Origin of the sequence: Lactobacillus sp. ESL0791 (assembly GCF_029433255.1) — a bacterium.
In the GTDB taxonomy this organism is placed as follows: Bacteria; Bacillota; Bacilli; order Lactobacillales; family Lactobacillaceae; genus Lactobacillus.
Genome location: NZ_JAQTHU010000001.1, coordinates 1,695,114 through 1,710,076, shown reverse-complemented (window position 1 = coordinate 1,710,076; position 14,963 = coordinate 1,695,114). Strand labels below are relative to the sequence as shown.

Below are 14,963 nucleotides of genomic sequence, written 5' to 3'. Positions count from 1 at the left end.
TTGAATAAATAAGATAATGAAAGGTAAAAAAATGGCATTTAAACAAGAATTTCCGATGAGGCGCACCAAGGATCAGATATTAGATACGGAAGAAATTTTAAAGATAATCGAGGCTGCACGTTATATTCACTGGGGTCTTAAGGATAAGAGGAGTCTTTATCCTTATGTTGTGACAACTGATTATGGTTATGAGTATGTGGATAATGTATTACGATTTTATATTCATGGTGCTCCCGCAGGAAGAAAATTGAATTTGATTCGCGAAGATCCGCACGTAGGCTTTAATCTTGAAGCAGACGCTAATCTTTGGCGACCACAAAAAGAGCATGATTATAATTTCACGACAAATTATGAGTCGGTTGTCGGAACCGCCTTGGCAGAAGAAGTGGATGATCCTAGGGAAAAAGCCCATGGATTAAGTCTTTTGATTAAGCATGAGGCACATGAAATTTTTCAAGAAAATGAATACGCAGACCATGATTTATCCTATGTGAAAATATTGAAATTCACGGTTCAGAATTTAAGTGCAAAACATCATTTTAGACCCAAGATGTAACTACTTGAGTGAACTGAAAGAGGGTGAAAAAAATGGATGATAAACAGTTTGTTTTAGAAAATGATTTATTAAAAATTACCGTCCATTCAAAAGGAGCGGAAGTTAAAAGTATTTTTAATAAGGCGCTTCAGGTGGAATATTTGTGGCAGGGAAATGAATATTCATGGAAGAGAACTTTTCCAATTCTTTTTCCCATTGTTGGCAAGCTGAGAAACAACCAGTTTTCTTATCAAAAGCATACCTATCAAATGATGCAGCATGGCTTTGCTCGAGACAGCTATTTCACTGTAGTCGATGCTAGTCCAAAAAAGATTACTTTGCAGCTTACGGCTAACCAAAATTCGCGCAAAATTTATCCCTTTGCTTTTCGGTTAGAGGTAAGTTACACACTCAACAAAAATTCCCTGCAAATAAATTATTGTGTTACCAACACTTCGACCGGTGCCAAACTCTTTTATTCAATTGGCGGGCATCCCGGTTTTAATGTTCCTTTCTTAAGGGAGACTGTTTTTACTGATTATTACCTGGAATTCACGCAGGCAGAGGGTGGTAACAGGCAGCAATATTTTTTAAATTCAGATTCACTGCTGTTGCCAAAGACACGCAAAATTGCTAACTCCAAGACCAGCTTCAGACTTTCGCATGAATTGTTCAAGAACGAAGCAATTATTATGAATTTAGTTCAGCCGCAGGAAACTTTTACAATAAGGCATAAGTCGCTGCCGCATTCGGTGGCAGTGACAATGTTCAACACGCCCTTGATGGACTTCTGGTCTTCTTATCCAAATTATGGCGATTTTGTTTCGGTCGAACCATGCTGGGGACTGGCGGATCCAGCTGCCGCTTACGGCGATTTTAGCCGTAAACCGTTTGTCAACTGTCTGGAACCGTTGAAGGCGCAGACACACCGATACACGTTGACTTTTAGTTAGATTGTGCGTAGAAATTATTAAAAATGTTCTATGAAGTGCTTGTAGTATTGGTTGAGGTATCAGGTGCAAATTCTTGCATAATTATGGTCAATAAAGTGAAGGATTAAAGATAGGTAAAAATAAGGACTGGCTTTGAGTCCTTATTTGCGTGGATTAAGTAGATTCTAGATAATAAACCGAGGAAAAGTAGTACAATAAGCATGGTATGATAAAACGTATATGTATATTGGAAAATGTTTATGAGTATATTAAGCCAACGCCAGCAAATAATTCTTACAAGCCTAGTTCAAAATAAAACTGGTTTAGATGCCAATGAATTTGCAAGTTTACTAAAAGTCAGTAAAAGGACCTTTTACCGTGAAATTGAAAATTTGCAGGCATTATTAGAGAAAAAGGACTTAAAAATTGTTAAGAAGAAGCGGGTTTATTCTCTTCAAGGAAAGCCAGCTTCAATCACCGCACTCGCTGCAAATTTAGCCGCCCAAAATGCTCCGACTTTTTTGTCCGTTAGTCAGCGGCAAACAGCTTTGATTATTAGCCTGCTGCTCAGTAATGAACCGCAAAAAATTCTTAACTTGGCACTTGATTTACGTGTAAGTGAATCAACAATCAGTAATGATTTAAATTTGGTTGAGCAGTTTTTGACAGGCAGCTCTGTTAAACTGGAAAAGAAAAAGGGTGTGGGAATTTATTTACAGGCTGCTGAGAATCTGCGGCGTAACTTGCTGGTCAGCCTGCTTGCGAGCGAAATTAATGATTATGATTTCTTTCGGTATCTGAATGATCAATTTGAAGAGGGCAATGATTTCTTTTTGGCGCTGTTACCGCTAGAACTGCTCCAAAAAATCAAACTGGTTCTTGACCAAACCGTTTTTGCCAAAATTAAAATAAAAAATGATCAGGAAATGGTCAGGATAATTTTAACCTTTACCATTACGGTTATGCGGATTAAAAAGGGCTGTTCATTAGAGAAAAATGATGCGCTAACCCTCACACCGCAATTTCACAAAATGGTGGCGGATTTTGCGGCGGAACTCGCTAAGAAGACTAAAATAACACTCGCAGAACCGGATATTATTTACTTGGCTGAATCCTTAGCAGGAATTGTCAAGCAGCGGGTGACGCTGCATTATGATAATGATGATGAATTAAAGCTTTCGTTTCAAGTTAAGAATTTTGTCGGCAGAGTTTCACAGAAGACAGGCTATGACTTTCAGGCAAACCCCAGCTTTGTCAATAAATTAACCAGTCATATTTTAAGTTTACTGGAAAACAATGTTGTGCCGTTACCAAATGTTAAAATTCAAACTTTGGACAGTCTGCGCAAAAGATTTCAAAAGCTGTACCTGACAGTCAAAGAGGCGTGGGAACAAGAATTTCCCTGGTATAAAATTTCTTCTTCCGAAATGGAACTGCTGCTGCTTTATTTTGCCAATGAGTATGAAAATAAATATGATGTCAATAAGTTTAGCGTTTTGATTGTCTGTGAGAATGGGATCGGTGTCTCTTCAATCTTGCGCAGCCGGATTAGACAAGAAGTTCCGGAAATTAAGAATATTACTCTGAGTAAAATTTCTGATTTACCATTATTGAACTTGTCAAAATATGATTTGCTTTTATCAACGATTGAGCTGAAAAATTTTACGGCTAATTATCAGCTCGTAAGTCCGCTTTTACCCGCCGAGCAGGTTAATAAAATCAAAGACTATTTAGCAGATTATTCCCCTAAATCAAATAAGAAGTGCGGCTTGCTTCCAACCACCAGTGGGGGTGCAACGGAGCAGTTGTCTCAGGCCACAATTGATACGTTATTTTGCAACGAGTTGGTCAATGGAATCAAGGTGGAGACAATTACCGCTGATTTTTCGACGACAATGGAGTTGATTCGCCTATGTTTAGCTAAAACAGAAGATTCTGTCATTCGGGATAAACGAATCGTGGCGCAAAAAATAGATGAGCGGATCAAGGCTGCCCCGGTGGGAATTCCCGGAAGCAATCTTGCCCTTTTTCATACAAGTAATAGGGAGATCAAACGCTGCCAATTTTGCGTTTTTGATTTACAAAAGCAGCTGCGGCTTGAAGCAATGGACCACAATTTTATTAATGTCAGCCGTGTCTTGCTGATGCTCGGACCGGAAAATTTATCTTCTGCCGAACAAGATGTTATGAGCCTGGTGAGTAGCATGATTATTATGAATGATTTCAATTTGGCGTTGTTTAGCCATGGTACCGAGCAGCAGCTTAAGGATGCGGTTGCTAAAGAATGCTTGGTAGAAATTTTGCAAAAATTCAGGGATAAGTGAAGCAATTAACAAAAACTGTCATGCTAATTTGTGCCAATTATACTTCTTCATTTCATTGAAAGCGATTGCTGTTAATCTTATGATTAAAGCAGATGAAAGAAGGAGGAGATTTGATGTCTCAAGAAAATACAGGATCTTCAGTAAAGGTGAAGATTCAAAAATTTGGTACATTTTTGTCCGGGATGATCATGCCCAACATTGGTGCGATTATTGCCTGGGGATTGACTGCCGCCATTTTTATGACGCCTAACGGCTGGTTCCCTAACCCGCAAATTAATAATTTGAGTAAGCCGATGCTTAATTATCTGCTGCCGCTACTGATTGGTTATACCGGTGGTAAAATGGTCGACGAAGAGCGTGGTGCCGTAATTGGTGCGATTGCCACGATCGGGGTAATTGTTGGTAGTGATCAGCCAATGTTCTTAGGTGCCATGATTATGGGGCCGCTAGGTGCGTGGTTGATGAAAAAAGTCGATAATCTGTTCCAACACAAGATTAAATCTGGTTTTGAAATGATTTACGACAACTTCTCACTTGGTATTTTGGGTCTGATGTTGGCAATTTTTGCCTACTTTATCGTTAATCCAATCATGGTAACAGGCAGCCGCTGGGCCAGCAGCGCAGTTGATGCCATTATCCGGGTTCACATGCTGCCGCTAGCCAACATTATTATTGAACCGGCTAAAGTATTGTTTTTAAACAATGCAATCGGCAACGGAATCTTGGTACCTCTAGGAATTCAGCAAGCTGCACAAGCCGGTAAGTCGGTTTTGTTCATGATGGAATCAAACCCCGGTCCAGGCTTAGGAATTTTGCTGGCCTTTATGTTGTTTGGCAAGGGCAGTTCCAAGAGTTCTGCACCTGGTGCTGCAATCATTGAATTCTTTGGTGGGATTCACGAAATTTACTTCCCATATATTTTAATGAAGCCAATTCTGATCTTAGCTGCAATGGCCGGCGGTGTAACGGGAACATTCCTGTTTTCAGTCCTCGGCGGCGGTTTGAAGGCTGCAGCTTCGCCTGGCTCAATTATTGCGATGTTAATTGTTTCCGCTAAAGGCAGTTACTTTGGCAATATTGTTGGTGTGCTCGGTGCTGCAATTGTTTCATTTGTTATTTCGGCAATTATTTTGAAGAATGACAAGAGTACAGACGATGACCTGGCTACTAAGCAACAGCAGATGCAGGCAATGAAGGCAGAATCTAAAGGTGAGGCAATGCCTTCATCGACAGAAGCTGTTAATTCAGTTGCATCTTATGCTGATGTTAAGAAAGTTATTTTTGCCTGTGATGCTGGAATGGGTTCTTCCGCCATGGGTGCGTCACTTCTCCGTGACAAATTTAAGAAAGCAAATATTAATATTGATGTGACCAACATGGCCATCAGAAATCTGAAAGATGATGCTGGGTTATTAGTTATCACTCAGGATCAGCTGGCTGACCGGTCATTACAAAAGACTCCTAGTGCTTTGCATATTTCAGTCGACAACTTTTTAAGTAGTCCAAAATATGATGAAATCGTTGCTAATTTCACGGCTTTGAGCCAGGTTAATGATAACGATACTAAGAAAGCTGCTGAAGCCGCAAACGAAACCAATGCTTTAGATAAAGTGGATTTTTCTAAGGTTAAAGAAGTTAACTTTATTCGCCATGACCAGCATGTTGGGACTTCCACAATGGCAACAAGTCTGTTTGCTGATAAAATGAAAGAAGCAGGAAAGACCGTTCCTGTTAAAGCAGTTAGAATTGAAGATATCGATGATGATCCAAGTCATTTGGTAATTGTTACACCTGAGGCTGAACGGAATTTGAAATTACGCTACAGCAAAATTCAGGTTATTGTTGAAGATGATTTACTCCAAGGCAAAGAACTGGATGAAATCGTTGCAAAACTTAACTAAAAGGACATAGTTTAATGAAATTAAAGACAAACATGATTAAGCTTGACCAAGAAGTGCCAACTAGAGATCAGGCAATTAGAATTGCGGGTCAACTGCTGGTTGATGGCGGCTGCGTTGCGCCGGAGTACATTGATTCCATGATTGCGCGTAACAATGATGTGTCAACCTATATGGGTAACTTCATTGCAATTCCGCACGGAACCGATGAGGGTAAAAAGTATATCAAAGAAACAGGAATTTCCATCGTACAAATTCCGATGGGGGTTGACTTTAGTAAACCCGATGAAGATCAGGAGCAGTTGGTTACGGTTGTCTTTGGGATTGCCGGTAAAGATAATGAACATTTAAATATTTTGTCGCAAATCGCATTGTTCTGCAGCAATGTTGCTAATGTTGCCAAAATTGCTGATGCTAAAACACCAGAAGAAATTGTTGATTTATTGCAGGAGATAGGAAAATAGAATGAGAGCAGTACATTTTGGTGCCGGAAATATTGGCCGCGGCTTTATTGGCGAAACGTTGAATGATAGCGGTTTCGGTGTTGACTTCGTTGATGTCAATGAAACCATTATTGGCGAGCTGAATAAGCGCGGTGAATATGAGATTGAGTTAGCGGCGCCGGGCAAGAAGCGGATCCACGTGACGAACGTTGACGGGATTAATAACGGCAAGGAGCCGGAAAAGGTGATTGACGCGATTAAAACAACCGACATGATCACAACCGCGATCGGCCCGAAAATTTTACCAATAATTGCCCCGCTGATTGCTCAAGGCTTGACCGCGCGAATTAAGGCCGGTAATACACAGCCACTGGATGTGATTGCGTGTGAGAACATGATTGGCGGCTCGCAGCACTTAAAGGAAGATGTCTACAGTCATTTAGATGAGGACATCAAACCTAAAGTTGACCAGTATATTGGCTTCCCGAATGCCGCTGTTGACCGGATTGTGCCGATTCAGCATCATGATGATCCGCTCTTTGTTTCGGTTGAAGATTTCAAGGAATGGGTCATTGACAAGAGCCAGATGAAAAATCAAGCGATCACGCTTAAAGGCGTTGACTATGCAGAAGATTTGGAACCGTATATTGAAAGAAAATTGTTTTCTGTCAATACCGGGCACGCCACGGTGGCCTACACCGGCAAGAGCCTGGGTTACGAAACAATTGGGGATGCGATTAAGGATCCGCAGGTTTTGACGCAGGTTAAAAAGGTTTTGGGTGAAACGCGGGCACTTCTTTTCAGCAAGTGGCATGAAATTTTTACCGAAAAGAGCCTGGAAGATTACCACGAAAAGATTCTGCACAGATTTCAGAATCCGTATATTTCGGATGACGTTGCCCGGGTGGGCAGAACGCCAATCCGCAAGCTAGGTTATGATGAACGGTTCATCCGGCCGATTAGGGAGCTGAAGGAACGCGGCCTTGATTATAGCGCTTTGGTTGAAACTGTCGGCAGGATTTACTTGTTTGATGAGCCGGGCGACAGCGAGAGTCAGAAATTGCAAAAGATGCTGCAAGATGATGACCTTAACCAGGTAATTGTTGCCACGACAGGTCTAAAGAATGACCAAGAATTGGCCAATGAAATTGCTGCGGCCTATCAGAAAGCTAAGAAGTAAGTTTGTTTAGGCGCCTGTCGGGAAAGCTGACTAATAAGCTAGTATTTTTTGAATAAAAATTATTAATGCACGTTGTTGGTGTTTTACCAAAAACGTGCATTTTAATTTGCTTATAAATTATGAAGTTTGACTTTATTATTCTTTACAAGAATTAGTATTGATACTAAACTAAGGGTATAATTGGGATGAGAGATAAGTGGCTTGAATTTTTTGACGTTTAAACAAAGAAAATATGCTCTTCCGAAAGTAGGCCTGGGCAAGAGCATTACTTTTAATACGACCTACGAGAAAACAAAATAGTTATAATCGTGAGGTAAAGATAATGAAGAAAAAATTATTGACGATTTTGACGTGCCTGGCTTTATCTATTGCCGGTATGACAACTTTAGGAATCAAGAATTCGCAGCCGGTTGAAGCTAAAACAGGTGATAAATATGGAATTGTTAAACCGTTTGTGCTGCCAAAATCGTGGCGTGGTAATTGGTATGATGCAACGGGCGCTGCAAGTAAGATTTGGAAAAGTGGTTACAATAAGCCCGAAAATTCTATCTGGGTTATGGGAAAAGTCAAAGGCACGAATAAGTATCCTTGGCAAATGTCGAAAAAGTGGAAAAATCAAAAAAATCCAGTTGCAAGTAATAAGAAACTCTTTACCCACTACACACGGGGTACATGGAAACGAATGAAGGGTGTGAAATGGGCAGTTGTCACGTGGGCTTTGAATAAAAAGTTTACTAAGAAGAATAGTACAGCTTTTGCCTGCCATTATGAAAAGCTGAATGGCAAGCGGCATAAAGTGCTCTTTTGGGCAAACGGCAAGGGTAAAGTCGTTGGCCAGAGATTTAAGGATGTGAATTTAGCCCAGAAATACGGCAAGTATCATTTCAAGGATATGTCATATTAGGATAAAATTTGAATAACGAAAAAAGTCTGTCAGCATGGTTTTAAAACCGTATTGACAGGCTTTTTCATTTTAACTGGCTGTGTAATAAGTCTGTTAAGTAGTATGAAACGAATTTTATTTTTTCTTTAGTAAATTACTTCGATAAGGAATTTCGTGGCGTTGCAATTGCGTATACAAATTTTCTTTTTTTTCAATGTATTTAAGATTTTCTTTCATTAGTGAGATCTGCTGTTCAATTTTTTGTTTGCTTTCTTCTAAAATATTTTTTCGTTTAACGATTGTTTTTTCGCCTTCTAGACAAAGCTGCATATATTTTTTGATTTCTGCGATTGACATTCCGCATCTTTTTAGGCAGATAACATCTTTTATCCAGTTAAGGTCATATTCGTCAAATATTCGATGATTATTCTTGTCTCGTTTTACATTTGGGATTAGGCCCTTATTACAGTAAAATTTCAGTGTTTCATAGCTGATATTGCTTTTGCGGCAGACATCCATCATTTTATATAACATTTTTAATTCTCCTTTACAGGTAGTAACTACCGGCTAATATAATATAAGAATAACAGGTAATTTGATAAATTCAATTTTAGTAAAGGAATATTAAGAGATGGGAAATAATAAAGCTAAAGTTATTGCGATTACGGGTGCATCATCCGGAATAGGTGAGGCTACGGCACTGAAATTGGCGGCAGCCGGCTATAAAATTATGCTTGGAGCGCGCAGGGAAGAGCGTTTAAAGGAAATTACTGGCAAAATAACGGCTTCAGGTGGTCAAGCAGATTATGCAATAACTGATGTAACAGATATTTGCAGTGTAGAAAAATTGGCTAAAAAAGCTTGCAGTAGTTTTGGCCGAATTGACGTGTGGATGAACAATGCGGGAATAATGCCGCATTCACCGTTTAGTATGGACCGGGTAGACGATTGGGAAGCAATGATTGATACCAATTTAAAAGGTGTTTTGTATGGAATCCATGCCGCGTTACCAATTATGCATGAGCAAGGATCAGGGCAATTTATTAATGTTGCTTCTATTGCTGCCCATGCCGTTCATCAAGGCGGCGGTGTTTATTCAGCTACTAAAGCCGGAGTATGGATGATTAGTGAAGCACTGAGACAAGAAGAGGCTGCTAATAATATTCGCGTTACTACTGTTTCTCCGGGAGCGATTGCAACGGAATTAGTCGATCATATGACTGTTTCTGAAATCAGAGCTAATACACGAAAGAATTTTTATGATAAATTAGCAATTCCAGCAGAACGAATTGCAGATACGCTTAAATTGGCGGTGGAATTGCCAGCTGATACGACAATTAATGAATTGGTTATTCGGCCAACTGCCCAGGTTTAATATTCATTATGAGAAAATAAGACAATTTGAAGTTTAGATAGAAGGGGATTACTAATGTTTAAAAAACAAACAGCAGGCAGAAACAGGCTAGGTGAGTTTGCACCGCAATTTGCCGCATTAAATGATGATGTTTTATTCGGTCAAGTATGGTCACGTGAGGATGAATTATCCGCGCATGATCGGTCACTAACTACAATTGCTGCCTTGATAGCGATGGGTAACACTGAGCAAATCGCCGATCATTTGAAAGTAGGTAAAAATAATGGTATTACCAAAAAAGAAATTGTTGCTGAAATTACCCAGTTAGCCTTTTATGCTGGCTGGCCGAAAGCTTGGTCTGCTTTTAATCGTGCTAAGAAATTTGGAATGATGAAGAAGAAGTAGTCCAACAGTCAGGTGTATTTGCAACCGGTTCTACTGAATGATTGGAGCCTGTGGATGCAAAAAAATATGCTAAATTGGTACATAAGTCAGTTGTGTAAAATAAAAACTTGCAGTAATTTTTAAAACAAAAACAAAATATCCTTGCTTTCCATACAATTGAAAGGCAGGGATATTTTTATCTGTGTCATTAATTCTAGTTGACTACGTTTAATTCTTGACCGTTTAGGTATGCTCGCAGATTGTCGAACACGACGCCAAGCAGCCGGTTGCGTGTTTCGCGCGGTGCCCAGGCAATGTGCGGGGTAATAATGCAATTTTTCGCCGTAAGTAGCGGGCTTGTGGCCGGGATCGGCTCAATTTGAGCAACATCTACCGCTGCTGCAGCAATTTTGTCATCATTTAGGGCTTGGGCCAAATCCTGTTCATTAATTAACCCGCCCCGGGATGTATTAATCAAGATTGCGCTTGGCTTCATCTTTTCAAGTGTGTCCTTGCAGATCATTGCGGTTGTTTCGGGTGCCTGTAAAACGTGCAGGCTGACCACGTCTGCTTTTTCTAACAACTCATCCAAGCTGACCTGCTTTGCCCATGCTGGCACATCAGTTTTGGGTCGATGATTATAAAAAATGACGTTCATGGAGAAAGCATGACCAATTTCTGCTACTTTTTGGGCAATTCGACCAAAGCCGATCAAGCCAAGTGTCTTGTCCTTGAGTTCTATCAGCTGTTTAGCCCAGAACGTGAAGTCGGGATTGCTTGTCCAGCGTCCTTCGTGTACCAATTTGTTGTGCAGGCAAACGTGGCTGGTAATCTCTAGTAAAAGGGCAAAGGTAAACTGGGCAACGGCATCGGTACCGTAGGTAGGCACATTGGTCACAGGGATGCTGGCTTCTCTAGCAGCTGCTGTATCAATGACGTTATAACCGGTGGCGGTTACGCCAATGTATTTGAGCTTGGGTGCTTTGGTAATTACTTCTTTGTCTAGAGGTGTCTTATTTGTCAGGACGATTTCCGCGTCCCCGATCCGCCGTAAAATTTTCGCATTGTCATCAGTTGGTGTCCGGTCGTAGAATGTGCACTCACCAAATTCCTTTAGCGGTGTCCAGTCTAAATCACCAGGATTCAAGGCATAGCTATCCAAATTCACAATTTTCATTTTATTACCTTCATTCTGTAGTTATTATTAACGCTCTAGTTCCTAGTTTACTATAAACTAAAAATTAATGAATGTTATTTAATTGGGCCAATGCTAAATTGTTCTATGCGAAAAAGTGGTATATTTGATAAATGTAGATAAAATTTAGCATCAAATACATGTTAATGGAGACTAAAAATGAATGATTCCGCGGAGCAGAATTTACAAAAAAAGATAAAAAAAATTGGGATACTGGGTGGCACCTTTAATCCGGTTCATTTTGCCCATTTGGTGATCGCCGAGCAGGCACGTACACAGCTGCACTTAGATGAAATTTGGTTTATTCCCACCAATATTCCTAATCTAAAAGAGAAACCACAGATTGCTGCGGAAGATCGTCTTGCCATGCTGCAGCTGGCTTTGCAGGATAATCCTCATTTTAAAATCAAACTGTTTGAACTGGAACGTGGCGGGGTCTCCTATACGGTCGACACATTAGCCTACCTGCACCATAAATTCCCGGCTAAGTATTACTGGCTGCTTGGCAGCGACCAAATTGAACAATTTGGGGACTGGAAGGATCCTGACCAAATTGTGCGGCTGGCTACTTTGGTAGGGATTAAGCGCGGTGGATTTTCTGTAATCTCTTCTTATCCTGTTACTTGGCTTGATGCACCGGAAATCAAATTAAGCTCAACTAAAATTAGGAAAATGATTAGGGCAGATCGCTCGGTTCGGTATTTGCTGCCGGATGCGGTTATTTCCTATATTAAATACAAAAAATTATATCAAAAATAATCACGGCTACTGTAAATCAACTCAAATTAATCAATTTCTATGCAAAACACGAACTTCATTAATATTAATATGCCATATTGCTGGATTACGCGAAAGATATTATAATTATTCTGATTATTGTTCTCATTATTATTTTAGGAGGAAAGATGTTTTATCAAGAATTAGACAAAGATGATTCGTTAATTTTGCATACGGATTTGTATGAGCTGAATATGATGTATACATATTTCAAGAAGGGCATCGCCGAACGCCACGCTGTTTTTGAAGCATATTACCGTGATGAGCCGTTTGGCAATGGTTATACGATCTATGCCGGGCTGGAACACGTAATTATGTACCTGCAAAATTTGCATTTTAAGGAAAGCGATTTGCAATATTTGAAGGAAGAGGTCGGCTATGATGACGACTTTATTGATTATTTGCGGCATTTTGAATGTAAATTGACGGTGCGTTCAATGCAAGAGGGCGAAATTGCTTTTGCCAATGAGCCGCTAGTGCAGGTTGAAGGACCACTAGCCCAATGTCAGCTGGTGGAAACAGCAATTTTAAACATCATTAACTACCAGACTCTGCTGGCAACCAAAGCAGCCCGGGTTAAGCTAGCCGTTCAGGGCGACGGCGTGATGGAATTCGGCAGCCGCCGGGCTCAGGAAGCTGATGCCGCTATTTGGGGCACGCGTGCGGCCTACATCGGTGGCTTTGACTCAACGAGTAACGTGCGGGCCGGCAAATTATTTGGCATTCCGGTTTCTGGAACCCACGCACATTCCCTGGTTGAAGCGTTTGGCAGTGAGTATGAGGCCTTTAAAGCATATGCCGAAACGCACCACAATTGTGTTTTTCTGGTTGATACTTATGATACGATCCGCAGCGGCGTTCCTAATGCAATCAAGGTTGCCAATGAAATGGGCGACAAGATTAATTTCCAAGGAATCAGAATTGACTCTGGGGACATGGCTTACATTTCCAAAAAGGTACGTAAGCAGCTTGATGCCGCTGGTTATCCTAATGCCAAAATCTTTGCTTCCAATGACCTAGACGAAACAACGATTACCAGCTTGAAGATGCAGGGAGCTAAAATCGACGTTTGGGGTATCGGCACCAAATATATTACGGCTTATGACCAACCGGCTCTTGGGGCAGTTTATAAGCTGGTGTCAATGGAAGGCCCGAACCACGAAATGCATGATACCCTGAAGATTTCTTCTAATGCCAGCAAAGTGTCGACTCCTGGTAAAAAACAGATTTGGCGAATTACGGCTAATACAGCGAAGAAAAACGAGGGTGACTGGGTTGCCCGGGTTGGTGAGGATCCGCGCAAGCTGGGTTCACTTTACATGTTCCATCCGCAATACACCTATATCAACAAGGTAGTTAAGGACTATACGGCTCGGCCGCTGCTGCAGGATATTTTTGTTGAGGGCAAACTGGTTTACAAGCAACCCAAATTGGTCGATATTAAAAAATTCTGTGCGGATAATCTGGATAAGTTGTGGGATGAATACAAACGCAGCTTGAACCCACAGGAATATCCAGTTGACTTGTCGCAAGATTTGTATGATAGTAAGACCAAGTTAATTAAGGATATTCGTGCAAAAATTGCTAAAGGAAATAATTAGTCAATGAAAAAACTACAAGAAAAGATAATTGCATATGAGCATGTGCTGCCGCAGATTGATCCCCAGAAGGAAATTAGACGTTCAGTTGACTTCATAAAGGATTATTTAAAAACCAATTCTTTTGTTAAATCACTGGTTTTGGGTGTTTCTGGCGGCCAAGATTCCACATTGGCGGGCAAACTGTGTCAGATGGCGGTTAATGAACTGCGCCAGGAAACCGGCGATGACGCTTACCAGTACATTGCTGTCCGGCTGCCATACGATGTTCAGGCAGATGCCCAGGATGTGGCCGACGCAATTGCTTTTCAAGAGCCGGATCAGGATTTGACGGTGAATATCAAGCCTGCCGTTGATGCTGTGGTTAAAAGTGTGACAGAAACCGGGCAAAAGATCACTGATTTTAATAAAGGTAACGTTAAAGCCCGGGAACGGATGGTGGTTCAGTATGCGATTGCGGGTGCCAATCAGGGTGTGGTTATTGGCACCGATCATGCGGCCGAGAATTTCAGCGGCTTTTACACTAAATATGGTGATGGAGCAGCAGATTTAACGCCGCTATTTCGGCTGGATAAGCGGCAGGGCAAGCAGATGCTTAAGGCGCTGCATTGTCCTGAACACTTATACATGAAGGCACCGACGGCAGATTTGGAAGAGGATCGTCCGGCTTTGCCTGATGAGCAGGCCTTGGGCGTAACTTACGAGGAAGTTGACGATTATTTGGAAGGTAAGGATGTTCCTGCTAAAGCTGCTCAAAGAATTGAGCAACTGTGGCTTAAGAGTGAGCATAAGCGTCATTTACCGATCACCGTGTTCGATGACTTCTGGAAAAAATAATGCCGGTTGTCGATTTAATCAGGCATGGTGAACCAGACATTAATGTTCACGATGATTTTCAGCGGCCGCTCACAGCGCACGGACAAGTGCAGGCCCAAAGGTTAACTAAATTATTAGCTAGTGTTCCTTATATGGCTGTTTTTTCCAGTCCGTTAATTAGAGCTATTAGGACAGTTCAACCTGTGGCCCTTGCTCATGGTTTGAAAGCTCAGACCAGCAATTTGCTGGTTGAACGCAAAATGCCGGTTTGGTTTGAAGATGGTCAAGAATTTACCGATTATGTTGAACGGCAATGGTCAGATTTTACTTTTGCTAAAAATGGCGGTGAATCATTAAAGCAGGCCCAGACGCGGTATGTTCAGTTTATCAGCCGTTTGGATGAAACGGCTGTTGCTGCTGTCGGTTCACACGGAACGGTGATGAGTACAATTTATGAATTGGTACATCCGGGAATGGGTTTTGTCTTTTGGCAAAGATTACCTTATGCAGCGGTGTTACGGGTTAAATTGAAGCACGGTGCTTTTATCAGGGCAGAGCTGCTATAAAGATTATTGCTAGTTATTAAAATAGGCATTCAAAAAGACATTAGAAACGAATCTAATGTCTTTTTGAGTTGCATAATT

General features: G+C 41.0%; 15 protein-coding genes. 13 read left to right on the top strand and 2 right to left on the bottom strand.

What is annotated here, in order from left to right:
* Positions 1 to 31 precede the first annotated feature (31 nt).
* The 7 genes from PT285_RS08255 to PT285_RS08225 all read left to right on the top strand — a co-directional run bounded on the left by PT285_RS08255 (position 32) and on the right by PT285_RS08225 (position 8,216).
* Entirely contained in the window at positions 32 to 556 is a 525-nt protein-coding gene (locus PT285_RS08255; protein ID WP_277149562.1) for a pyridoxamine 5'-phosphate oxidase family protein, read from the top strand.
* Between the two features lie 32 nt (positions 557 to 588).
* The gene (locus PT285_RS08250; RefSeq protein ID WP_277149560.1) at positions 589 to 1,488 is read left to right on the top strand and encodes an aldose 1-epimerase family protein; all 900 of its coding nucleotides are present in this window, start codon (positions 589 to 591) and stop codon (positions 1,486 to 1,488) included.
* 239 nt (positions 1,489 to 1,727) lie between these two features.
* Positions 1,728 to 3,791, top strand: a complete 2,064-nt coding sequence (locus PT285_RS08245; protein ID WP_277149558.1) for a BglG family transcription antiterminator — start codon at positions 1,728 to 1,730, stop codon at positions 3,789 to 3,791.
* 113 nt (positions 3,792 to 3,904) lie between these two features.
* The gene (locus PT285_RS08240) at positions 3,905 to 5,692 is read left to right on the top strand and encodes a PTS mannitol transporter subunit IICBA (protein WP_277149556.1); all 1,788 of its coding nucleotides are present in this window, start codon (positions 3,905 to 3,907) and stop codon (positions 5,690 to 5,692) included.
* A 14-nt stretch (positions 5,693 to 5,706) separates the two neighbouring features.
* Positions 5,707 to 6,153, top strand: a complete 447-nt coding sequence (locus PT285_RS08235; RefSeq protein ID WP_277149554.1) for a PTS sugar transporter subunit IIA — start codon at positions 5,707 to 5,709, stop codon at positions 6,151 to 6,153.
* A 1-nt stretch (position 6,154) separates the two neighbouring features.
* On the top strand, positions 6,155 to 7,312 hold the full coding sequence (locus tag PT285_RS08230; protein WP_277149552.1) for a mannitol-1-phosphate 5-dehydrogenase: 1,158 nt from the start codon (positions 6,155 to 6,157) through the stop codon (positions 7,310 to 7,312).
* Positions 7,313 to 7,634: 322 nt separating this feature from the next.
* Entirely contained in the window at positions 7,635 to 8,216 is a 582-nt protein-coding gene (locus PT285_RS08225; protein ID WP_277149551.1) for a hypothetical protein, read from the top strand.
* 114 nt (positions 8,217 to 8,330) lie between these two features.
* Here PT285_RS08225 and PT285_RS08220 read toward each other — a convergent pair whose 3' ends face one another.
* Entirely contained in the window at positions 8,331 to 8,729 is a 399-nt protein-coding gene (locus tag PT285_RS08220) for a MerR family transcriptional regulator (RefSeq protein ID WP_277149548.1), read from the bottom strand.
* Positions 8,730 to 8,826: 97 nt separating this feature from the next.
* On the opposite strand from PT285_RS08220, the gene PT285_RS08215 reads away from it, so the two are divergent.
* Together PT285_RS08215 and PT285_RS08210 are read left to right on the top strand one after the other, a co-directional pair.
* Positions 8,827 to 9,570, top strand: a complete 744-nt coding sequence (locus PT285_RS08215; protein WP_277149546.1) for an SDR family oxidoreductase — start codon at positions 8,827 to 8,829, stop codon at positions 9,568 to 9,570.
* Positions 9,571 to 9,624: 54 nt separating this feature from the next.
* Entirely contained in the window at positions 9,625 to 9,954 is a 330-nt protein-coding gene (locus PT285_RS08210) for a carboxymuconolactone decarboxylase family protein (RefSeq protein ID WP_277149544.1), read from the top strand.
* A gap of 193 nt (positions 9,955 to 10,147) precedes the next feature.
* Here PT285_RS08210 and PT285_RS08205 read toward each other — a convergent pair whose 3' ends face one another.
* Positions 10,148 to 11,110: a D-2-hydroxyacid dehydrogenase gene (locus PT285_RS08205; RefSeq protein WP_277149542.1), complete on the bottom strand. Its 963-nt coding sequence runs from the start codon at positions 11,108 to 11,110 to the stop codon at positions 10,148 to 10,150.
* A 177-nt stretch (positions 11,111 to 11,287) separates the two neighbouring features.
* On the opposite strand from PT285_RS08205, the gene PT285_RS08200 reads away from it, so the two are divergent.
* From PT285_RS08200 to PT285_RS08185, 4 genes are all read left to right on the top strand, one after another.
* Positions 11,288 to 11,887, top strand: coding sequence for a nicotinate-nucleotide adenylyltransferase (locus tag PT285_RS08200; RefSeq protein WP_277149540.1), 600 nt, complete (start codon positions 11,288 to 11,290; stop codon positions 11,885 to 11,887).
* A 146-nt stretch (positions 11,888 to 12,033) separates the two neighbouring features.
* A complete protein-coding gene (locus tag PT285_RS08195; protein ID WP_277149538.1) occupies positions 12,034 to 13,506 on the top strand; it encodes a nicotinate phosphoribosyltransferase in 1,473 nt (490 codons plus the stop codon).
* Between the two features lie 3 nt (positions 13,507 to 13,509).
* Positions 13,510 to 14,340 carry an ammonia-dependent NAD(+) synthetase gene (gene nadE, locus PT285_RS08190; RefSeq protein WP_277149536.1) on the top strand — a complete coding sequence of 277 codons (831 nt, stop codon included), beginning with the start codon at positions 13,510 to 13,512 and terminating at the stop codon, positions 14,338 to 14,340.
* The gene (locus tag PT285_RS08185; protein ID WP_277149534.1) at positions 14,340 to 14,885 is read left to right on the top strand and encodes a histidine phosphatase family protein; all 546 of its coding nucleotides are present in this window, start codon (positions 14,340 to 14,342) and stop codon (positions 14,883 to 14,885) included. The genes nadE and PT285_RS08185 overlap by 1 nt, the downstream gene beginning before the upstream one ends.
* The last annotated feature ends 78 nt before the right edge of the window (positions 14,886 to 14,963 follow it).